This window comes from Sphingomonas sp. UV9, from assembly GCF_004101245.1.
GTDB lineage: Bacteria > Pseudomonadota > Alphaproteobacteria > Sphingomonadales > Sphingomonadaceae > Sphingomonas.
Genome location: NZ_SCIN01000001.1, coordinates 286,769 through 307,705, shown reverse-complemented (window position 1 = coordinate 307,705; position 20,937 = coordinate 286,769). Strand labels below are relative to the sequence as shown.

General features: G+C 65.9%; 15 protein-coding genes. 9 read left to right on the top strand and 6 right to left on the bottom strand.

What is annotated here, in order from left to right; all coding sequences use genetic code 11:
- Window positions 1-65: 65 nt before the first annotated feature.
- The gene (locus EQZ23_RS01210) at window positions 66-719 is read left to right on the top strand and encodes a DedA family protein (protein ID WP_128452663.1); all 654 of its coding nucleotides are present in this window, start codon (window positions 66-68) and stop codon (window positions 717-719) included.
- On the opposite strand, the gene EQZ23_RS01205 is transcribed toward EQZ23_RS01210, so the two are convergent.
- Window positions 702-2,381, bottom strand: a complete 1,680-nt coding sequence (locus tag EQZ23_RS01205) for an alkaline phosphatase D family protein (RefSeq protein WP_128452662.1) — start codon at window positions 2,379-2,381, stop codon at window positions 702-704. The two genes, EQZ23_RS01210 and EQZ23_RS01205, sit on opposite strands and share 18 nt — an antisense overlap.
- 169 nt (window positions 2,382-2,550) lie before the next feature.
- On the opposite strand from EQZ23_RS01205, the gene EQZ23_RS01200 reads away from it, so the two are divergent.
- Both EQZ23_RS01200 and EQZ23_RS01195 read left to right on the top strand, forming a co-directional pair.
- Window positions 2,551-4,938 (top strand): TonB-dependent receptor, encoded by a 2,388-nt coding sequence (locus tag EQZ23_RS01200; protein WP_206364144.1) that lies wholly within the window; start codon window positions 2,551-2,553, stop codon window positions 4,936-4,938.
- A 49-nt stretch (window positions 4,939-4,987) separates the two neighbouring features.
- Window positions 4,988-7,465, top strand: coding sequence for a PhoX family phosphatase (locus EQZ23_RS01195; protein WP_128452661.1), 2,478 nt, complete (start codon window positions 4,988-4,990; stop codon window positions 7,463-7,465).
- A 221-nt stretch (window positions 7,466-7,686) separates the two neighbouring features.
- Here the strand turns inward: EQZ23_RS01195 and EQZ23_RS01190 are convergent, their stop codons facing one another.
- The gene (locus tag EQZ23_RS01190) at window positions 7,687-8,079 is read right to left on the bottom strand and encodes a MerR family DNA-binding transcriptional regulator (protein WP_056058932.1); all 393 of its coding nucleotides are present in this window, start codon (window positions 8,077-8,079) and stop codon (window positions 7,687-7,689) included.
- Window positions 8,076-9,758 (bottom strand): long-chain fatty acid--CoA ligase, encoded by a 1,683-nt coding sequence (locus EQZ23_RS01185; protein ID WP_240663101.1) that lies wholly within the window; start codon window positions 9,756-9,758, stop codon window positions 8,076-8,078. Before EQZ23_RS01185 ends, EQZ23_RS01190 begins: the two co-directional genes overlap by 4 nt.
- A 136-nt stretch (window positions 9,759-9,894) precedes the next feature.
- Here EQZ23_RS01185 and EQZ23_RS01180 point away from each other — a divergent pair, with 136 nt between their 5' ends.
- The 4 genes from EQZ23_RS01180 to EQZ23_RS01165 all read left to right on the top strand — a co-directional run bounded on the left by EQZ23_RS01180 (window position 9,895) and on the right by EQZ23_RS01165 (window position 15,465).
- Entirely contained in the window at window positions 9,895-11,031 is a 1,137-nt protein-coding gene (locus EQZ23_RS01180; RefSeq protein ID WP_128452660.1) for a thiolase family protein, read from the top strand.
- Window positions 11,031-13,349, top strand: a complete 2,319-nt coding sequence (locus EQZ23_RS01175) for a 3-hydroxyacyl-CoA dehydrogenase/enoyl-CoA hydratase family protein (protein ID WP_128453519.1) — start codon at window positions 11,031-11,033, stop codon at window positions 13,347-13,349. The genes EQZ23_RS01180 and EQZ23_RS01175 overlap by 1 nt, the downstream gene beginning before the upstream one ends.
- A 323-nt stretch (window positions 13,350-13,672) precedes the next feature.
- Window positions 13,673-14,083, top strand: a complete 411-nt coding sequence (locus EQZ23_RS01170) for a DUF2147 domain-containing protein (protein ID WP_128452659.1) — start codon at window positions 13,673-13,675, stop codon at window positions 14,081-14,083.
- Between the two features lie 50 nt (window positions 14,084-14,133).
- Window positions 14,134-15,465: an outer membrane protein transport protein gene (locus tag EQZ23_RS01165; protein WP_128452658.1), complete on the top strand. Its 1,332-nt coding sequence runs from the start codon at window positions 14,134-14,136 to the stop codon at window positions 15,463-15,465.
- A gap of 63 nt (window positions 15,466-15,528) precedes the next feature.
- On the opposite strand, the gene EQZ23_RS01160 is transcribed toward EQZ23_RS01165, so the two are convergent.
- Together EQZ23_RS01160 and EQZ23_RS01155 are read right to left on the bottom strand one after the other, a co-directional pair.
- Window positions 15,529-16,068 carry a gamma carbonic anhydrase family protein gene (locus tag EQZ23_RS01160; protein ID WP_128452657.1) on the bottom strand — a complete coding sequence of 180 codons (540 nt, stop codon included), beginning with the start codon at window positions 16,066-16,068 and terminating at the stop codon, window positions 15,529-15,531.
- The gene (locus EQZ23_RS01155) at window positions 16,068-18,185 is read right to left on the bottom strand and encodes a malate synthase G (RefSeq protein WP_128452656.1); all 2,118 of its coding nucleotides are present in this window, start codon (window positions 18,183-18,185) and stop codon (window positions 16,068-16,070) included. The genes EQZ23_RS01160 and EQZ23_RS01155 overlap by 1 nt, the downstream gene beginning before the upstream one ends.
- A 94-nt stretch (window positions 18,186-18,279) precedes the next feature.
- Between EQZ23_RS01155 and EQZ23_RS01150 the strand changes: the two genes are divergently transcribed.
- Window positions 18,280-19,155, top strand: a complete 876-nt coding sequence (locus EQZ23_RS01150) for a LysR family transcriptional regulator (RefSeq protein WP_128452655.1) — start codon at window positions 18,280-18,282, stop codon at window positions 19,153-19,155.
- On the opposite strand, the gene EQZ23_RS01145 is transcribed toward EQZ23_RS01150, so the two are convergent.
- Window positions 19,110-19,610, bottom strand: a complete 501-nt coding sequence (locus EQZ23_RS01145) for a MarR family winged helix-turn-helix transcriptional regulator (protein ID WP_206364143.1) — start codon at window positions 19,608-19,610, stop codon at window positions 19,110-19,112. The genes EQZ23_RS01150 and EQZ23_RS01145 overlap by 46 nt on opposite strands.
- 79 nt (window positions 19,611-19,689) lie before the next feature.
- On the opposite strand from EQZ23_RS01145, the gene hppD reads away from it, so the two are divergent.
- Window positions 19,690-20,760, top strand: a complete 1,071-nt coding sequence (hppD, locus tag EQZ23_RS01140) for a 4-hydroxyphenylpyruvate dioxygenase (protein WP_128452654.1) — start codon at window positions 19,690-19,692, stop codon at window positions 20,758-20,760.
- Window positions 20,761-20,937: the final 177 nt, after the last annotated feature.

Here is a 20,937-nt window from a genome sequence, read left to right as displayed (position 1 = left end):
GCCGCGCAGGCCCGCGCGTTTTTACAACACTGGCGAAGTTTGCCGCGCTGCGGCAAGGACAGCGGATGTCGATCGAAACGCTCATCGCCCAATATGGTCTTGCCGCGATCTTCGTCGGCGCAGGGCTGGAAGGCGAGACCTCGGTCGTCACCGGCGGCCTGCTCGCGCATGAGGGCCTGTTGTCGTTATGGGGCACAGCGCTGGCGGCAGTGATCGGGTCGTTCGCCGCCGACCAGATCTTCTTCTTCGCAGGCCGGCGCTACCGCGATACCGCGCGCGTGCGCCGGATCGCGGCGAGACCCGCCTTCGCCAAGGCGCTGGATACGCTGGACCGGCATCCGACCGTGTTCATCCTCGGCTTCCGCTTTCTGTACGGACTGCGCACGATCAGCCCGATCGCGATCGGCACGTCGCACGTGCCTGCGCGAACCTTCATCATGCTCAACGCGATCTCGGCGGCGGTGTGGGGCGTGCTGTTCACCGGCATCGGCTATCTGTTCGGGCATAGCCTGATGGAGGCGATCGATGCGGTGATGCCGAGGCACAAGCTGCTCAGCATCGTCGCGATCATCGCGTTGGTGGCGGTGGTGATGACCGGGATCCGCCGTTGGCGACGGCATCGATCGAACGCCGCACGCCTGACGGAAGCCGACCGCGTTCGCTCGGTGGCGTCGACCGACGGCGCCGAACGAACCCCAGCCTCAGGCGATCTTCTCTAACGGCTGATCCGGGCGAGCGGCGTGGGTGCGGAAGCGCGCCGCGGTGGCCTGCGTGTACGGCTTGGTCATCACGGTTGAGACGGTGATCGAATCGGCGGTCGCGTGTTCGGGCGTAAGCGTCAGCAGCGTGAAGCCCTTGCCGTCCTGGTCGCAGAAGCGGACTTCGCCCGTGTTGGCGTCGGCTATGAGCGTGCCGATGCCGGGCAGCAGCGAGCCGTAGGACGGGCTCGTGATCGCGGTGCAGCCGAACTCCGCGGCGACCAGTCTGCCCGACGCGTCGTGGAGGTCGTTCGCCCAAGCGGCGTGGCTGTCGCCGGACAGCACGATCGGCCGCGACTTGGCGCGCTGGAATGCTGCATACAGGCGTTCACGGGCGGGCGGATAACCGTCCCAGCTGTCGAACCCGAACGGGAGTCCGGCGCGGTACGAGGCGATGCTCGCCATCAGTCGCTCGCGCCACATCGCCGGTAGCTTCGCCATCGTCTCGGCGAATTTCACCGGGCCGAGCTGCCGCTCCATGTCGGGACCGGCGACCTTGGCCATCACCACTTGGTTGCCGAGCACCTGCCACGGCTTGCCCGCCGCGACCGAGGTCGCCATCGTCTTCTCGACCCAGGCGAGCTGCGCGGGGCCGAGCAGTTCGCGGTCCATTCGCGCGCGTTCGGCCAGCATCGCCGCGTATTCCGCAGGCATGATCTCTTCGCCCTTCGACACGACCTGATGACTGCGCGCGAGCAGGCGCGTCTCGACCATCACCAGCGTCGCGAGGTCGCCGAAATCGAAGCTGCGGTTGATCGCCGCCCAGGGCTGGCCGGGCTTGGGATCGCGGATCGGCATCCATTCGAAATAGGCCTGCATCGCGGCGGCCTTGCGCGCCTCCCAGTTACCCTCGGTCTTGGGATCGTGGTTCTCGGCGCCGTGCATCCAGTCGTCATTGGCGACTTCGTGATCGTCCCAGACGCAGATGAAGGCGGCGCGGGCGTGCGCGGCCTGCATGTCGGCGTCGCGCTTCACCTGCGCGTGGCGCATGCGGTAATCGGCGAGGCTGACGATCTCGTGGCGCGGCTCGACCAGGCGGCCGATCTTCTTGGCGATATCGGCGCCATAGCCGTCGACGCCGTACTCGTAGATATAGTCGCCGAGGTGCAGCACCGCGTCGAGCCGGTCGAGCTTGGCGATCGCGTCATAGGCGTTGAACAGGCCGCCCGCGTAAAGCTGGCACGAGACCACCGCCATGACGACGTCGGCGACCTTGCCCTTGGGTAGCGTCCGGAACCGGCCGACCGGCGAGCGGGTACCGTCCGCCGCGTCGAACCAGTAGCGATAGTCGCGGCCCGGCTGGAGCCCGGTCGCCTCGACCTTGGCGGTGAAGTCGCGGGCGGCGCGGGCCTTGACGCTGCCCGAGCGGAGGGGCTTGCCGCCCTCCGTCTCGGCGACGTGCCAGGTGAGTGCGATATCGCCGGCCTGGGTGGCGTCGGCGGGCGTCGCGCGGGTCCACAGGATCGCGCCGTCGACCGCCGGATCGCCGCTCGCCACGCCGTGATCGAAGCGGCTCTTGACCGCACCGGTGGCCTTCGTCGCGACGGCGGGCAGCGCCAGCGTCGCGCCCGAGCCGGCGAGTTTCAAGGCGTTCTTCAAGGCGTCGCGGCGGTTGATCGTCATCGGCTGAGGCTTTCGTGGCTGTGTCGTCCGCCTGCTAGCGGCGATCCAAGACAGCGCGGTGGCAGCGATGTGACACCGCCGTTACGCAATCGTCATCCTCCTTTCATTATTACGCCATCGAAACGTCACGTCGGCCCCGTAGTGCCTCTCCAACGACACGGGGGACTTCATGACACACTTGTTCACGCGGCTTGCGATGACCGCGCTCGCGACGACCTGCTCGACGGCCGCACTCGCGCAAGCCACCGACCAGGCCGAACTTCAGGCGGCGACGTCCAGCGACGAAATCGTCGTCACCGCGCAGAAGCGCGAGCAACGGATCTCGGATGTGCCCGTCACGGTCACGGCCGTTACCGGCGCGAAGATGGCCTCGATCGGCGTCAATTCGTTGAGCGAAGTCGCCGCATACATCCCGGGCCTCCAGATCCAGGAGCAGAGCGCAAACAACCCGGGTTTCGTGATCCGCGGCATTACCTCGGACAACGGATCGTCACAGCAGGGCGCGCGTGTCACGCTGTATTACAATGGCATCGACATCAGCCGGTCGCGCGGCGCGTATCAGGATCTGTTCGATCTCGAGCGGATCGAGGTCGTAAAGGGACCGCAGGCGACACTGTTCGGCACCGCCGCCGCGGTCGGTGCGATCAGCGTCATCTCGGCCAAGCCCGAGCCGGGCGTGTCGGGCGCGATCAATGGCTCCTATGGCAATTTCAACCGGACCCAGGTGTCGGGCTTCTTAAACGCCGGCAACGACGTACTCGCGGGTCGCATCGCGTTCGCGTATAAGTATCGCGACGGCTACGTCCGCAACATCGCCGGCGACAAGACCGTCCCCAACCAGAACCAGGGCTTGGTCGACCAGGACGACCTGAACGGCCAGGACCAGCGCGGCATCCGCGGTTCGCTGCGCTATCGCCCGAGCGACAGCATCACCGCCGATCTCGTCCTGACCTATGACGGCCAGCGCAATCCCGGCACCGCATTCAAGAGCCGCGCGCATGCCCCGACCGGCGGACAGACCGGCGATTATGGCAATGCCGAACTGTCGGGCTCGCCGTACAGCGCGGAGGTTCTCGGCGCGCGCAAGCTCGGCCTCGACCGCAACGTCTATGACGCGAACCTGACGATCACCGCAGACCTGTCGCCGGGGATCACCTTCACCACGGTCAACGGGTATCGCCGGTTCGACGCGCTCGAGATCTTCGACGCCGACGGCGGCCCCGCCGCGTATCTCGAGTTCGCCGAGGACGCGAAGGGCGACCAGTGGAGCCATGAGAGCCGGTTCGCGTTCGAGGGCCCGAAATATCGGGCGTCGGTGGGCTGGAACGCGTTCTTCGAGAACGGTTTCCAGCGCGTCCCGTTCGCGACCGAAGAGGGCACGTATCTCGCCTGCTCGGTATCGACCGCCTATGCCCCGATCCGCACCATCCTGACCAATGCGGGTATCCCGACACAACAGTCATGCGTCGCCCCCAACGGCACCATCCCGGCCACCCGCGCTACCGCGGTACTGACCGGTGGCCGCGCAACTGCAATACCTTACGCCGCAGAGTTCACGAACTACGGCAGGAACAACACCTATTCGGTGTTCGCCGACGCGACCTATATCCCGGTGCCGGCACTCGAACTGACCGCCGGCGCGCGCATCCTGATCGAGGATCGCCAGTCGGGCTATTCGTCGGTCCAGCCCAATTCGGTGATCCTCGCCGCGCTCGGCATTCGCACGAGCCTGCTCGGCACCGCGAACACCAACGGCAACAAGTTCGTCGCCGAACGGAGCTTCACCGCGATTCTGCCGCGCTTCAATGCGCTGCTGAAGCTGAATGACGACGTCAATCTCTACGCGACGATCAGCAAGGGCCGCCGCTCGCCGGTGGTGCAGCTCACAGCGCAGAACACGGCGTTCGGTGTCGGTCCGAACCTCCAGATCGTCCCGCAGGAAAACGTCTGGAACTACGAAGGCGGCATCAAGGGGCGTGTCGGCCCGTTCAGCGGCGCGGCGTCGGTCTTCTACCAAGCCTATGACGGGTTCCAGGTGTCGGTCACACAGGCTGACGGATCGGCGCGCACGGAGAGCGCGGGTTCCGCTAAAAATCTCGGTGTCGAGCTCGAAGGCAATATGAGGCTTGCCTCGTATCTCACTGCGTTTGCGACGTTCGCGTATATCGACGGCGGTATTGCCGACAAGCCGGCAGGCTCGTTTGCCGGTAACAGCTTCCGCCTCCAGCCGGACACCACCGCATCGGGCGGCCTGACGTTGCGGCTGCCGGTCGGTGGCGCGACGCTCTATGCGACGCCGAGCATCAACTACCGCTCGAAGGTGTTCTTCGAACTGCCGAACAACCCGGCGATCAGCACACCGGGCTACACGCTCGTCAATGCGCGCGCCGGGCTCGAGTTCGCGGGAGGGCGCTACAGCGTCGGCGGGTTCGTCCGGAACGCGACCAACAAGCGCTACCTGATCGACGCGGGCAACACCGGCGGCGGCTTCGGCATCCCGACCTACATCGCCGGCGAACCACGCTTCTACGGCGTCGAGCTGGGCGCGAAATTCTAACTCCACGTATCGCTACCGTACCGAGCAACCATCCCCGGGGGGACGAAGCATGACCATCGACACCATCTATACCGACGGCGATATCGACACGAATCCGACCGCCAATCCGCATCTCAACGAGCTGATCGATACGCGCTATTCGCGGCGCCAGACGTTGATGGGCGGCATGTCGGCAACCGCCGCCGCGGTGTTCGGCGGGATGCTGCTGACCGGGTGCGACGATGACAACGACGGCAACGGCAGCAGCCCGGTCACGGTCACCGCGACCGCGGGCGGCAGTTCGTCCGCGGGGCGTGTCGCGACGCTGACCGGCGCGGCGATCGGCCAGGTCGACAGCGTGAGCTGGGCGCAGACGGCGGGCCCGGCGGTCACGCTGGCCGGTGCGACCACCGCGACCGCGACCTTCGTCGTGCCGGGTGCGACGGCGAGCACGGTACTGAGCTTCCAGTTCACCGCCGTGTCGGCGAGCGGATCGGTGAGCGCGACGACGAGCGTGACGGTCGGCGCTGCCTCGCTGGGCTTCACGGCGGTTGCGAAGAGCCTCGCGGATGTCGTTGCGGTTCCTACCGGATATGCGGTGACGGTGCTCTACCGTCTCGGCGATCCGATCGCAGGCGGCGTCGCGGCCTATGTGAACGACGGCAGCGACGCCAATTTCTCGAAGCGGGCCGGCGACCATCACGACGGCATGAGCTATTTCGGGTTGTCGGCGAGCGGCACGCCCGATGCGAACGGCAACACGCGTGGACTGCTGGTGCTCAACCACGAGAATATCTCGCAGCCGTATCTGCATCCCAACGGCGCGACCAATCCGGGCGGCGTCCGTCCCGAGGCCGAAGCGCTAAAGGAAATGGAGTGCCACGGCGTATCGGTGATCGAGGTCAACCGGTCCGCGAACTGGGCCTATGTTCCGACCTCGTCGTTCAATCGGCGCATCACCCCGCTGACCCCGATGAGCTTTTCTGGGCCAGTGCGCGGCAATGACAGCCTCAAGACGCGCTATTCGCCGGATGCGACGGCCGGACGGGGCACGATCAACAATTGTGCCAACGGCACAATGCCTTGGAATACGTACCTGACGAACGAAGAGAACTGGGTCGGGTATTTCAGGCGCGAGGTCGGCGATGGCGCGCGACGTGCAGCGACCGGCGCAGCGGGCGTGAAGGCGAACGGCTCGCTCGCGCGCTATGGCAAGGGCGAGAGCAATTCCGGTGGCAACTATGGGTGGTCGACGGTCAGACCGGCTGACACGACCAGCACCGCCTATGCGCGCTGGAACATCACCGCGCAGGCCGGCGCACCCGCCGACGGCACGGGCGATTTCCGCAACGAGATCTTCCAATATGGCTGGGTGGTCGAGATCGATCCGTTCGATCCGGCCTCGACGCCGCGCAAGCGCACCGCGCTCGGCCGGATGAACCACGAGGGCTGCGAGATCGGCCGGACGATCGCTGGCGTGAAACCGGCCTTCTACATGGGGGACGACGCGCAGAACGAATATATCTACAAATTCGTGTCGGCGACGCCGTGGTCCGCCGCGGATGCCACCGCGGTGAACCGATTGGCGATTGGTGATAAGTATCTCGACACCGGAACGCTTTACGTGGCGAAGTTCGCGGCGGATGGTAGCGGGCAGTGGATGCCGCTGGTGTTCGGCCAGGGCCCCCTCACCTCTGCCAATGCGGCGTATTCCTTCTCGAACCAGGCGGATGTGCTGATCAATACGCGATTGGCCGCCGATGCTCTCGGCGCCACGCGGATGGATCGGCCGGAGTGGACCGCGGTGAACCCGGCAACCGGCGAGATGTATTGCACGCTCACCAACAATACGTCGCGGACCGTGGCGGCGGCGGACGCGGCGAACCCGCGCGCCTATGTCGATCCTCGGACCGATGGTCGCACAAACGGCACGGGAAACGTCAACGGGCATATCATCCGTCTGCGCGAGACGGGCGACACGTCAGAGGCGACGAGCTTCGCGTGGGACATCTATGCATTCGGGGCGGGCTCCGATCTGGATGCGACCAACATCAACCTGTCCGGCCTCGATGCGACCAACGACTTCTCGTCGCCTGACGGCCTGTGGTTCGGTCTGCCGAGCAACGCGTCAGGGACGATCGCGCCGGTGATGTGGATCGAGACCGACGACGGGGCGTACACCGACGTCACAAACTGCATGCTGCTCGCCTCGGTGCCGGGCAAGGTCAACGATGGCGGCACGCGGACGGTGACCAACACGGTCGGCGCGGCGACCGGCTCGGTGACGACGCGGATCGGCAAGGCGCCGGGCGCCACGCTGCGCCGCTTCCTGGTGGGGCCGAAGGAGTGCGAGATAACCGGTATTTACTCGACGCCGGACGGACGGTCGCTGTTCGTGAACATCCAGCATCCGGGCGAAGGTGGCGGTCCGACCAACATCACCAGCAGCTGGCCGGCAAACCAGGCGGGTACGGTGACGACGCCATCACGGCCGCGGTCGTCGACGATCGTGATCACGAAGACGGATGGGGGTGTTGTCGGGCTTTAAGCTCTAGGGGCGAAGCCTCTTCACTATCCTCCCCCCCCCAAAGGGGAGGTGGCGCCGAAGGTGACGGAGGGGGAGGACGCGGAACCTCGGTTTCGCTAACCGCCCCCTCCGTCTGGCAAGTGCCAGCCACCTTTCCCCTTGCGGGGGAGGATTGGCTTTTCAACTACCCCGGCGGAGGCCGGGGTGGTTCAGTTGCGGACCGAGCTCTGTCGTCTTATTCCCTAGACCGTTCCTGGCGGAATTCGCGCCAGCGCCTCCTGCTCGATCTTCTCCAGTTCGTCGCGCGTCTGGACGATCGCCTCGCGTTGCGCATCCAGCAGGTCGATCCGTTGGCGACAGCGTTCGGCCAGCGCGCGCATCTGCTCTACATGCTGCGGGTCGGCATCGTAGAGATCAAGGAACTCCTCGATGTCGCGCAGCGTGAACCCCAGACGTTTACCACGCAGGATCAACTGCATCCGCGCCACTTCTCGCCGCGTGTAGACCCGCGTGGTGCCGATCCGGCAGGGCTCGATCAGCCCCTTGTCCTCGTAGAACCGCAGCGTGCGCGCGCTCACGCCGAGCATGCGCGAGACCTCCTGTATGCCGGTCAGATCGTCCTGTCGGTCGTTCACGCGTTTACTCCCCTCGCCTCCGCCGCTGCGGCCTTTGCGGCCTCTTCTGCGACAAGTTCCTTTTTGGATAGCTTGCCGATCAGCGTCTTGGGCAGACTGTCGCGGATTTCGACCTCGCGTGGAAGCTCGATCTTGCTGATCTTGTCGCGCAGAAAATCGCGCAGTTCGAGCGGGGTAGCCGCCGTCCCTTCGGCCAGCACGACGAACGCCTTAGGCGCCTGGCCGCGATAGGGGTCGGGCACGCCGATCACTACCGCTTCGAGTACGGCGGGGTGCTCGTACAGCGCCTCCTCGATCACGCGCGGGTACACGTTATACCCGCCGCACAGGATCAGGTCCTTGATCCGGTCGACGATAAACAGATAGCCGTCCGCGTCGAGATGGCCGACGTCGCCGGTCCGCAGCGCGCCGTCGACGAACAGGTCGGTGGTGGCCGCAGGCTTGTGCCAATAGCCTTGCGTGACCTGCGGACCGCGTGCGCAGATCTCGCCATTCTCACCGATCGGCAACAGCCGGGTCGGGTCCTCGCGGTCGCGGATCTCGATCGTGGTGCCAGGGAACGGCAGGCCAGCCGAGCCCGGCTTGTTGACGCCGTCGATCGGGTTGCAGGTGATGATCGGCGAGGCTTCGGACAGACCATATCCCTCGACCAGCTTCGCGCCGGTGGCTGTCTCGAAGGCTACATGGACTTCGGCCGGCAGCGGCGCGCCGCCCGAGATGCACGCGTGGATCGAGGACAGGTCGATCTTTTGCGACGCGGCCGCGGTGGTGATCGCGGCGTAGATGGTCGGAACGGCGGGGAAATAGCTCGGTTTGGTCCGCGCGATCGTCTTGAGCAGCTGCTGCAGTTCGAAGCGCGGCAGCAGGATCATCTGCGCACCGCTGCGGATCGAATAGGTCAGCACGGTGGTCAGCGCGAAGACGTGGAACAGCGGCAGCGCCCCCATCACCCGGTCCTGTTCGGGCCGTTCGCCGCCGACGAACACCACCATCGCATCCGCGTTGGAGACGAGATTGGCATGGCTCAGCATCGCCGCCTTCGGCTCGCCGGTCGTGCCGCCGGTATATTGCAGCACGGCGACCTCGTCCGGCGATACCGCGACGGGGGCCGGTGCGCCCTTCGCCTTGAGCAGCGAGTCGAACGTGCAATGGCGCGCGTCGCTGGGGGCGTGGGCGATCTCGGCGCGCTTGAAGAGGCGGTAGGCGATCGACTTCACCGTCGGCAGCGCGCCCGCGATCGGGCAGGTGATGACGTGCATCACGCCCATCTGGCCGGCGACCTTAAGGACGCGCGCATGGATCTCGGTGATGTCGCAGGTGGCGATGATCGTCGCGCCCGAATCCTCGAGCAGATGCGCCAGCTCGCGTTCGACATAGAGCGGGTTGACGTTGACGACGATCCCGCCGGCCTTGAGGATCGCGAAGAACAGAACCGGGTAATAGGGCGTGTTGGGCAGGCAGAGCGCGACGCGCGTGCCCTTGACGACGCCGAGGTCCTGGAGCCCCCGTGCCGCCCGCGCGACCTGGTCGCCGAGCTCGGCATAGGTCATCGTCCGGCCCATGAAATCGAGCACCGTCCGCGCGCCGAATCGCGCGACCGACCGGTCCAGCATGTCGCCGAGCAACCGCGGCTCGCCGAGCAGGGGCATGCCGATCGCGACTCCGGTGGTATTGTGCATCTCGCTCTCCAAAATCCGGTGCGCATCTAAACCCATATTGTCGGGCGCTTCACCTTGACGTAAAGGTGAGGTATCGCACCTTAAGGGTAACCCGCAAGCGTTAAGCGGGTCGATCGCATTTAGAGAGAGGATCCACGTGACCAACGTCGTCATCGCCGGGTACGCCCGTTCGCCGTTCCACCTCGCCGGCAAAGGCGAGCTCGCCCGCGTCCGTCCGGACGATCTTGCCGCGCAAACGATTCGCGGGCTGCTCGACAAGACGGGCGTCGATCCCGCCGAGATCGAGGACATCATCCTCGGCTGCGCCTTCCCCGAAGGCGAGCAGGGCCTGAACGTCGCCAAGCTGATCGCGCAGATCGCCGACCTGCCGATCTCGGTCGGTGGCATGACGGTCAACCGCTTCTGCGGGTCGTCGATGAGCGCGATCCACATCGCGTTCGGACAGATCGCGGTGGGCGCTGGCGAGGCGTTCATCTGCGCCGGGCTTGAGTCGATGAGCCGCGTGCCGATGGGCGGCTACAACCCCCTCCCCAACCCCGCGCTCGCGAAGAAGAGCCCTGGCGCGTACATGGGCATGGGCGAGACAGCGGAAAACGTCGCACGCCAGTACCAGATCACGCGGGCCGAGCAGGACGCGTTCGCGGTGAAGAGCCAGGACAAGGCCGCCGCCGCGCGCGCCGATGGCCGGCTGTCCGACGAGATCGTGACGATCCAGACCAAGGCAGGCCCCGTCAGCCAGGACGGCACGATCCGCGCCGGCACCACGACCGAAGCGCTCGCCGGCCTGAAGCCCGCGTTCAGCAGCGACGGTTCGGTGACCGCGGGCACGTCGTCGCCGCTGACCGATGGCGCCTCCGCCGTGCTCGTCACCTCGGAAGAGTTCGCCAAGAAGCATGGCCTCACGATCCTCGCGCGGATCAAGTCGATCGGCGTGTCGGGATGTGCACCCGAGACGATGGGCCTCGGCCCGATCGGCGCGTCGAAGAAGGCGTTGGAGCGCGCCGGCATAACGGTCGCCGACCTCGACGTGGTCGAGATCAACGAGGCGTTCGCCAGCCAGGCGATCGCCTGCATCCGCGATCTCGGGCTGAAGGACGAGACCATCAACCTCGATGGCGGCGCGATCGCGATCGGCCACCCGCTCGGCGCGACCGGCGCGCGGATCGTCGGCAAGGCTGCTTCGCTGCTGTCACGCGAGGGGGGCCGCTACGCGCTTGCCACCCAGTGCATCGGCGGCGGTCAGGGCATCGCTACGGTGCTGGAGCGCGCATGATGGTCGATGCTGTAAAGAAGGTCTGCGTCATCGGCGCAGGCGTGATGGGCGCGGGCATCGCCGCGCAAATCGCCAATGCCGGCATCCCGGTGCTGCTGCTCGACATCGTTCCCCGCGAGGGTGATGACCGCGATGCGGTGGCCAAGGGCGCGGTCGCGAAAATGCTCAAGACCGACCCCGCGCCCTTCATGTCGAAGCGCGCGGCCAAGCTGGTCGAGACGGGCAACATCGACGACCATCTCGGCCGGGTCAGCGAGTGCGACTGGATCGTCGAGGCGATCGTCGAGCGGCTCGACATCAAGCAGTCGCTCTACGCCAAGCTCGAGACGTTGAAGCGTCCGGGTACCGCGGTTTCGTCGAATACATCGACGATCCCGCTCGGCCATCTGGTCGAGGGCCGTTCGGACCAGTTCAAGGCCGACTTCCTGATCACCCACTTCTTCAACCCGCCGCGCTACATGCGGCTGGTCGAGATCGTCCGCGGTGCGCACACCGATGTCGCGGTCGCCGAAAAGGTCGAGGATTTCGTCGATCGCTTCATGGGCAAGCGGATCGTCCGCGCAAAGGACACGCCGGGATTCATCGCCAACCGCATCGGCACCTATTGGCTCGCGGTCGCGATCAACGCGGCGATGGACCAGGGGCTGACCGTCGAGGAGGCCGACCAGATTGGCGGCCGGCCGATGGGCGTGCCCAAGACCGGGATCTTCGGGCTCGTCGATCTCGTCGGCGTCGACCTGATGCCGCTGCTGACCAAGAGCCTGTCGTCGACGCTGCCCGCGGGCGATCCCTATTTCGACACGGTGCGCGACATGGCGCTCGTCGACAAGATGATCGCCGACGGCTTCACCGGCCGCAAGGGCAAGGGCGGCTTCTACCGCTTTGACAAGGCGACGCGGACCAAGCTGTCGCTCGATCTCGCGACCGGCGAATACCGGCCCGAGGCGAAGCCCGCCGACCTGCCCGGCAAGACCGGCAAGGATCTTGCCGCGCTGATCGCCGAACCCGGCAAGATCGGCACCTATGCGTGGACGATCCTCGGCAGCGTGCTGTCCTACGCCGCGATGCTCGTCGGCGAAGCGACCGACGATATCATCGGCATCGATGACGCGATGAAGCTCGGCTATAACTGGAAATACGGGCCGTTCGAGCTGATCGACCGCATGGGGCCGGGCCTGCTCGCCCAGCGTCTGGCTGCCGAAGGCCGCGACGTGCCTGCGATCCTGACGACCGCGGGCGATCGTCCGTTCTACCGCGTCGAGGGCGGCAAGCGTCAGTATCTGACCACCGCCGGCGAGTATGCGGATGTCCCGCGTGGTGAAGGCGTCGAACTGCTCGAGGATATCAAGCTCCGCTCGCAGCCGATCCTGACGAACCTGTCGGCATCGCTCTGGGACGTCGGCGACGGTGTCGCCGCGCTCGAATTCCACACCAAGATGAACGCGCTCGACGATCAGGTCGTGGCGTTGATCGAGGAGGCTATTCCCGTCGTCCGTGAGCGGTTCAAGGCGCTCGTGGTCTATAACGAAGCTGCGAACTTCTCGGCGGGTGCGAACCTCGGTGCGGCGATGTTCGCAGTCGGTGCGGGCCTTTGGGACATGGTCGAGGGCAGCGTCGCAAAGGGTCAGCAGGCGTACAAGGCGCTGAAATACGCCCCCTTCCCTGTCGTCAGCGCGCCGGCGGGCCTCGCGCTCGGTGGCGGGTGCGAGATGCTGCTCCATTCGGATGCGGTGCAGGCGCATGCCGAGACCTATGCGGGCCTCGTCGAATGCGGCGTCGGCCTCGTCCCCGGTTGGGGCGGCAATGGCGAGATGCTCGATCGCTGGACCAGGTCGGGCATGCTGCCCAAGGGCCCGATGCCGGTGCTGACCACGGTGTTCACCAGCATCTCGACCGCGGTCGTCGCCAAGTCGGCGGCGGAGGCCAAGGAGATGATGATCCTGCGCAAGGACGACGGCATCACGATGAACCGCGACCGGTTGCTGGCGGACGCCAAGGCCAAGGCGCTGTCGCTGGTCGACGGCTATGTCGCACCGGAGAAGCCGACCTTCCGCCTCGCGGGCGAAAGCGGCCGCACGGGGCTCAGCATGGCAGTCGCGGACTTCCACAAGAAGGGCATGGCGACCGAGTACGACCTCGTCGTCGCGGATCGTCTCGCCGAGGTGCTGACCGGCGGCGACGCCGACCTGGTCGACACCGTGACCGAGGACCAGCTGCTCGACCTCGAGCGCGCGGCGTTCATGGCGAGCGTCAAGGACCCGCGGACACAGGCGCGCGTCGTCCACATGCTGCAGACGGGCAAGCCGCTGCGGAACTGAAGCACAGTACTCGCTCCATCGACTCCGTCATCCCGGACTGGTTCCGGGGTCCACCGTTCCGCCAACGCGATGCCATCGGGTGTGCGGAACGGTGGATGCCGGAACGAGCCCGGCATGACGGGGTTGTCGTTACGGAGTGGGTGGATGAACACTTTTTCACCGACCGGATTCAGTAAGAAGACTTGACTTGTCTTCGTACAAAACTAGGGCGGACCGGTAACTGCCGTATACGGCAACAAGGTCGCGATAACGTCGCGCTCTTGACGAGACATTCGGTAACCATACGCATATGGCGCCCCCACGAACCTAGGAGAGGATAGACGATGTCCCTGATGCTTATCGCCGCGATGCTCGCCGGCGCCCCCGCCACCGCAGACACCGTAATCGGTCGCTGGAAGACCGAGACGCACAACGCCATCGTCGAGATCGCGCGTTGCGGCCCGTCGATCTGCGGCAAGATCGTCACCTCCGATGCGTTGCGCGCCAATCCTTCGATGAAGGACGCCAACAATTCCAACACCGCGCTGCGCAACCGTCCGGTCCAGGGCATGCAGATGCTCAGCGGCTTCAAGCCCGACAAGGACGGCGTGTGGAGCAGCGGTCAGGTCTACAATGCCGAGGACGGCAAGACCTATAGCGGCAAGATCACGCCCGTCGGCGCGAACCAGCTCAAGCTGCGCGGCTGCGTCTTCTTCCCGCTCTGCAAGACCCAGACCTGGACGCGCGTGCGCTGAGGCGCTGCGCCTCTACCAATAAAATCAGTATCTTAGCTTAGGACTTTCCCATGTCGTTTCGTACCAAGGCCCCGTTGCTGGCCGTGACCGCGCTCGTCTCCGCTTTCGGCTTCGAGAGCGCCGCCTCCGCCAACGCCTTCTACCTGCAGTCGCAGTCCGCGCGCGGCACCGGCCGTGCGTTTTCGGGTGAGGCTGCCGACACCGGCGCCGCATCGCTGTGGTGGAACCCGGCCGCGATCGCCGGCATCCGCGACGGCAGCGCTGCGATCGCAGCGACCGTGATCCGGCCGAAGGGCGACGTGGTCGACAACGGCACCGTCATCGGCCGCCCGACCTTCTCGGCCACGGGCGTGCGGAACGGCACCAACTTCACCCCGGTCGGCGGCAACGGCGTTTCGAGCGATCCGATCAACAACGGCGTCGTCCCCTCGGGTGCCATCGCCTATCCGCTGACCGACCGCATCGCGATCGGCGTCGCGGTGACGTCGCCGTTCAGCTTCACCACCAACTACGAAGCCAATAGCTGGGCGCGCTACACTGCGGACAAGACGCGCCTGCGCACGATCGACATCCAGCCTTCGATCGGCATCGCGGTCACCGACTGGCTGCGGGTCGGCGGCGCGCTCAACATCGAATACACCGATGCGATCCTCAACAACGCGCTGCCCAACCTGTCGGCCGCGCAGCCGGACGGCTTTCAGGAGCTGAAGGGCGATGGCTGGGATCTCGGCTGGACCGCAGGCGTCCAGTTGCACAATGATTTCGCGACCGTCGGCGTCAGCTACAAGTCGAGCATCCGCCACAAGCTGAAGGGCAGCCTGGACATCTCCGGGCTGGTCGGTCCGTTGGCCAGTTCGAACGCCTCGATCGACGGCGCCACGGCAAGCTTCAACACGCCCGGCCAGGTGATCGTCGCCGGCCGCTTCCGCGGCACCGACAAGCTGACGCTCAACGCACAGGTCGTCGCCTATAACTGGAGCAAGTTCGACACGATCGATCTCGGCGCACCGCTGAACACCGCGATCCCCGAGAATTATCGCGACAGCTGGAGCCTGGCGGGCGGGTTCGACTATGACGTCACACCTAAGGCGACGTTGCGTGCCGGTATCCAGCGCGCCAAGACGCCGACCCAGGACGGCCTGCGCGACGCGCGCGTGCCCGATGCCAATCGCTGGACCTATGCGGCCGGCGGCAGCTACCAGCTGACCCCGCGCATGGCGTTCGATCTTGGCGCGAACTATATCGACTTCAGCGACACCACGATCGATCGCGCCACCGCTGCCTATGCCGGCACCGCCGTGGTGACGCCGATCCGGACCCAAGGGTTGCTCCAAAACGCGCATGCGATCGAAGTATCGCTCGGTGGTCGCCTGACCTTCTAAGCGCGCACGGGTCTTGATGTTAGCCAGCACCCACCCCGGTTTCGGCCGGGGTGGGTGCTGTTTTCAGGGCCCCGATTGCTCGTCGACCAGCGTCAGCCCTTCGGCATAGACACGCTGCTTGGCCGCATAGGCCGCCGCCGACATCGTCAGCCCGGCAATCGCCTCGGGCGACAGCTCGCGCACCGCTTTGGCCGGCGACCCGACGATCAGGCTCCCTGCCGGAAACACCTTCCCCTCCGTCACGAGCGCGTTCGCGCCGATCAGGCAATTATCGCCGATCACCGCGTGGTTGAGGATCGTCGCGCCCATTCCCACCAGCACGTTGCTGCCGATCGTGCAGCCGTGGAGGATCGCGTGGTGACCGATCGTGCACCCCTCCCCCACCGTCAGCGGAGCGCCCGGATCGGAGTGCAGCATCGCACCCTCCTGGATATTGGTCCGCGCGCCGACGAGGATCGGCGTGTTGTCCGCGCGGATCACCGCGCCGAACCAGACGCTCGCCCCCTCCCCCAGATGCGCGTCACCGATCACGTCGGCGGACGGCGCGACCCAGACGTCGTCCGCCAAAGTCGGGCGTTTTCCCTCGATCGCGTAGAGCGGCATCAGGCGGCGTCCTTTTCCTTCACGCGCTCCCGATAGGCGTGGAGCAGCGGTTCTGTATAGCCGCTCGGCTGCGTCAGGCCATCGAACACGAGCGCGCGGGCGGCCTGGAATGCGAGGCTGTCGTCCGCGTTGCCCGCCATCGGCCGGTACAGTGGATCGCCCGCATTCTGCGCGTCGACCTTCGCCGCCATCCGCCGCAGCGCTGAGTCCGCCTGCGCCGGCGTCGCGATGCCGTGGAGCAGCCAGTTCGCCATGTGCTGCGAGCTGATCCGCAGCGTCGCGCGGTCCTCCATCAGGCCGATATCGTGAATGTCGGGCACCTTCGAACAGCCGACCCCCTGATCGACCCAGCGCACGACATAGCCGAGGATCCCCTGCGCATTGTTCTCCAGTTCCTCGCGCACTTCGTCCGGCTGCCAGTTATGCCCGGTCGCCACGGGGATCGTCAGCAGCGCGTCGAGCGACGCGATCGGTTCGGCCTTGCGCTCCGCCTGCCGCGCGAACACGTCGACGCGGTGGTAATGCGTCGCGTGGAGCGTCGCGGCGGTCGGCGACGGCACCCAGGCAGTATTCGCGCCGGTCATCGGATGCGCGATCTTCTGCTCGAGCATGTCCGCCATCCGGTCCGGCGCGGCCCACATCCCCTTGCCGATCTGCGCCTTGCCGCTGAGCCCGCAGGCCAGGCCGATCTGGACGTTGCGATCCTCGTACGCCTTGATCCAGCTGGACGTCTTCATCTCGCCCTTGCGGATCATCGGCCCGGCCCGCATCGACGTGTGCATCTCGTCGCCGGTGCGATCGAGGAAGCCGGTGTTGATGAACACCACGCGGTCCTTCACCGCGGCGATGCAGGCGGCGAGATTGGCGGAGGTGCGCCGCTCCTCGTCCATCACGCCGACCTTGATCGTGTGGCGCGCGAGGCCGAGCAGATCCTCGATCGCGTCGAACACCCGATTGGTGAAGGCGGCTTCGTCGGGGCCGTGCATCTTCGGCTTGACGATATAGATCGAGCCCGCACGGCTGTTGCGGATCGGGCCTTTGCTCTTGAGATCGTGCAAGCCGATCAGCGACGTGACGATGCCGTCGAGGATGCCCTCCGGCGCCTGGCTGCCGTCGGCGAGCAGGATCGCGGGCGTCGTCATGAGGTGGCCGACGTTGCGGACGAACATAAGGCTGCGGCCCGGCAGCGTAAACGCGCTGCCGTCGGGCGCAGTATAATGTCGGTCTTGCTCGAGCGACCGCGTAACGGTGCGGCCACCCTTCTCGAAGCTCGCGGTCAGGTCACCCTTCATCAGCCCGAGCCAGTTGGCATAGGCGGCGACCTTGTCCTCGGCATCGACCGCGGCGATCGAATCCTCGAGATCGGCGATCGTACTGAGTGCGGATTCGAGCACCACATCGGCGAGGTTGGCCGGATCGTCGCGACCGATCGGATGGTCAGGGTCGATGACAAGTTCGATATGCAGGCCATTGTGGAGCAACAAGATATTATTACCGGCATGACCGACCAATTGGCTCGGATCGGCGAGCGGCGGCACGCCACCAGTCCAGTCCGCCCAAGACCCGCTCTCGAGCGGCACGGCGTCGTCGAGAAACGCCTTCGCCCAAGCAATCACCTTCGCACCGCGTTCGGCGTCGTAGCCCTTGCCCGACGCCGCGCCGGGGATCGCATCGGTTCCGTAGAGCGCATCGTACAAGCTCCCCCACCGCGCATTCGCGGCGTTGAGCAGGAAGCGCGCATTGAGGATCGGCACCACGAGCTGCGCACCCGCCAGCGAGGCCACCTCCGCATCGACGTTGGTCGGCGCGACGGCGAACGGCACGGGTTCGTCGACCAGATAGCCGATCTCGCGCAGGAACGCCTGATACTCGGCCTGTTCGATCGGCTTGCCGGCGCGAGCGTCGTGCCAAGCGTCGATCTTCGCCTGGAGATTGTCACGCACGGCGAGCAGAGCCGCATTCTCCGGCGCGAACCGCGCGTAGATGTCAGCCACACCTTTCCAGAACGAGGTCGCGTCGAGGCCAGTGCCGGGCAGCGCCTGAGTCTCGATGAAGTCGGCCAGCGACGCGGCGACATTAAGACCTGCCTTGTCCTGATAGCGTTCGATGTCGGCCATGCTGCTCTCCCATGCTCTTTGCACCATGATAGACGAGCGCCACCTTCGCCACTAGACACCATAAACCGAAATCTGTTGATCGCCTGGAGAATAAATGGACCCCGACATCGTCCTGTTCGCCGAAGTCGTCCGCACCGCCAGCCTGAGCGCGGCGGGACGCTCGCTCGGCATCTCTCCGGCAATGGTGTCGAAGCGGATCGCGCGGCTGGAGGCGCGGCTCGGCGTGCGGCTGCTCAACCGCACCACCCGCCGCCTCGACCTGACGCCACGCGGCGCAGCGTATCACCGCGACATGGTCGAAATCCTTGCCGCGATCCGCGACGCCGAGGCACGCGTGTCCGACCGCGCCGAGACGCCCGCCGGACCGCTTCGTGTCAGCGCCCCCACCTCGTTCGGCCGCCTCCACATCGCGCCGCACCTGAAGCCGTTCCTCGACGCGCACCCTGGAATCGAACTCGACCTCGACCTGTCCGACGGTTTTGCCGACGTGATCGGCGACCGGCTCGACCTGGCCATCCGGATCGCGCCGGCCGTTCCCCCAAGCCTCACGGGATACCGCCTCGCCGACAGCCGCCGCGTCCTGTGCGCCGCGCCAAGCTACAGTCCGCCGCGCGACCCCGCCGACCTCTCGCAACACCGCCTGCTCGCAGCAAAAGGCCAGATGCCGTGGCGGCTGACCGGGCCGGACGGCGACCTGACGATCGACCGCCTAAGCTATGTCGCCACCAATTCCAGCGAGGTCGTCCGCGAACTCACGCTGGCCGGCGTCGGCATCGCGCTCCGCTCTCTATGGGACGTCAGCGCGGATCTCGCGAGCGGCCGGCTCGTCCGCGTGCTGCCGGAGCTCGCGGGCTCGGCGGACGTCGGGATCTACGCGGTCCACGCACGCGGGCCGGTGTCGTCGGGCACCACCGCGCTGCTCGATTACCTGCGCGCGCTCTGGTCGCCGATACCCCCGTGGGAATCCTGAACGAGGTCGATCGTCACCGCATCGATCCGCCGTAGCATCGCGACGAACTGCTCGACCTCGCCCTTTGAAAACCCCGAGAAAATCCGCCGTTCGAGATCGAGCGCTTTCGGCGCCACCGACGCATAGAGCGTATGCCCGTCGTCGGTGAGCTTCAGCAGGTGCGACCGGCGATCCTCCGGGTTGGCATGCCGCTGCATCAGCCCGCGCTCGACGAGCGCGATCGCCGCGCGACTGACCGTCACCTTGTCCATGCGGGTCTGATGGCCGATCTGCTGCTGCGAGATGCCGCCCGCTTCGGCGACCACCGTCACCAGCCGCCACTCGGGAATCGTCAGCCCGAACAGCGCCTCATACGTGTCCGCCACCGCCTCGCTGACGAGGTTCGACGTGATCGACAGGCGATACGGAATGAAATCGTCCAGAACGAGTGTGCGGGCGGCGTCACGGTGGGGCATCCCGAAATCGTAACGATTGACACCAGTTGTTCAAGTCGCCAGATTGGTAACAACGGATACCAATTTTGAGGATCGAGTCATGGACCATATGGACGTCAACCCGATGGGGCTCGATGGGTTCGAGTTCGCAGAGTTTACCTCGCCAGATCCCGACCGGATGGCCGCGCAGTTCGAGCAGTTCGGTTTCGTCGCCGCCTCGACCCACCCGACCAAGGCCGTGACGCGCTACAAACAGGGCCGGATCAACCTGCTCCTCAACCGCGAGGACGGCGGCCACGCAGCGACGTTCCGCGCGGATCACGGGCCGTCCGCAAGCGGCATGGCGTTCCGCGTTCACGACGCGAAAGCGGCGTTCGATGCGGCGCTCGCCCGCGGCGCGAAGGCGGCTGATGCCAGCACGGGCGCACTCGGCGAGGGCAGCTATGTGCTCGAAGGGATCGGCGGTTCGCTGCTGTATCTGGTCGACAAGCATGGCGCGGCGGGCAGCCTGTACGACGACTGGAACCAGGTGCCCGGCGCGGCCGAGGCGGAGGCTGCCAACAACGTCGGCCTCGACCTGCTCGATCACCTCACGCACAATGTGAAGCGCGGCCAGATGCGGACCTGGGCCGAATTCTACGGCCAGATCTTTGGCTTCGAAGAGCAGAAATATTTCGACATCAAGGGCAAGGCGACGGGCCTGTTCAGCCAGGCGATGATCGCGCCCGACCGCGCGATCCGTATCCCGCTCAATGAAAGCCAGGACGACAAGAGCCAGATCGAGGAATTCATCAAGGATTACAACGGTGAGGGCATCCAGCATCTCGCGCTGACGACCGACGACATCTTCGAGACGGTCGAGAAGCTGCGCGCGCGGGGCGTCAAGCTGCAGGACACGATCGAGACCTATTACGAGCTCGTCGACAAGCGCGTGCCCAACCACGGCCACGACCTCGAACGCCTGCGCCGCAACCGCATCCTGATCGACGGCAATGTCGGCGAGGAAGGGCTGTTGCTGCAGATCTTCACCGAGAACATGTTCGGGCCGATCTTCTTCGAGATCATCCAGCGCAAGGGTAACGAGGGCTTCGGTAACGGCAATTTCCAGGCGTTGTATGAGAGCATCGAGCTGGATCAGATTCGCCGCGGGGTGATCACCGTCGACGCGTGATCGAAGCGAAAGGCAACGTAGGACACAAGGTTATCTGTGATGCCGGGCTTGTTCCGGCATCCACGGTCCCGCAAGATCTTAAGCAGTTGGTTTGCGGCACGGCGCCCCCCGGAACAGGTCCGGGGTGACGGAGTATTTGCTGCGACGTCGTCCGCTAAACGGCAGGCGATCGATAGA

What these genes read in the sequence shown, in the direction of transcription:
- EQZ23_RS01200 (WP_206364144.1), top strand. Translation starts at nt 2,551, where the DNA reads ATGACACACTTGTTCACGCGGCTTGCGATGACCGCGCTCGCGACGACC.
- EQZ23_RS01160 (WP_128452657.1), bottom strand. Translation starts at nt 16,068, where the DNA reads ATGCCGCTCTACGCGATCGAGGGAAAACGCCCGACTTTGGCGGACGAC.
- EQZ23_RS01150 (WP_128452655.1), top strand. Translation starts at nt 18,280, where the DNA reads ATGGACCCCGACATCGTCCTGTTCGCCGAAGTCGTCCGCACCGCCAGC.
- EQZ23_RS01155 (WP_128452656.1), bottom strand. Translation starts at nt 18,185, where the DNA reads ATGGCCGACATCGAACGCTATCAGGACAAGGCAGGTCTTAATGTCGCC.
- EQZ23_RS01210 (WP_128452663.1), top strand. Translation starts at nt 66, where the DNA reads ATGTCGATCGAAACGCTCATCGCCCAATATGGTCTTGCCGCGATCTTC.
- EQZ23_RS01205 (WP_128452662.1), bottom strand. Translation starts at nt 2,381, where the DNA reads ATGACGATCAACCGCCGCGACGCCTTGAAGAACGCCTTGAAACTCGCC.
- EQZ23_RS01185 (WP_240663101.1), bottom strand. Translation starts at nt 9,758, where the DNA reads ATGCACAATACCACCGGAGTCGCGATCGGCATGCCCCTGCTCGGCGAG.
- EQZ23_RS01170 (WP_128452659.1), top strand. Translation starts at nt 13,673, where the DNA reads ATGTCCCTGATGCTTATCGCCGCGATGCTCGCCGGCGCCCCCGCCACC.
- EQZ23_RS01195 (WP_128452661.1), top strand. Translation starts at nt 4,988, where the DNA reads ATGACCATCGACACCATCTATACCGACGGCGATATCGACACGAATCCG.
- hppD (WP_128452654.1), top strand. Translation starts at nt 19,690, where the DNA reads ATGGACCATATGGACGTCAACCCGATGGGGCTCGATGGGTTCGAGTTC.
- EQZ23_RS01165 (WP_128452658.1), top strand. Translation starts at nt 14,134, where the DNA reads ATGTCGTTTCGTACCAAGGCCCCGTTGCTGGCCGTGACCGCGCTCGTC.
- EQZ23_RS01175 (WP_128453519.1), top strand. Translation starts at nt 11,031, where the DNA reads ATGGTCGATGCTGTAAAGAAGGTCTGCGTCATCGGCGCAGGCGTGATG.
- EQZ23_RS01145 (WP_206364143.1), bottom strand. Translation starts at nt 19,610, where the DNA reads ATGCCCCACCGTGACGCCGCCCGCACACTCGTTCTGGACGATTTCATT.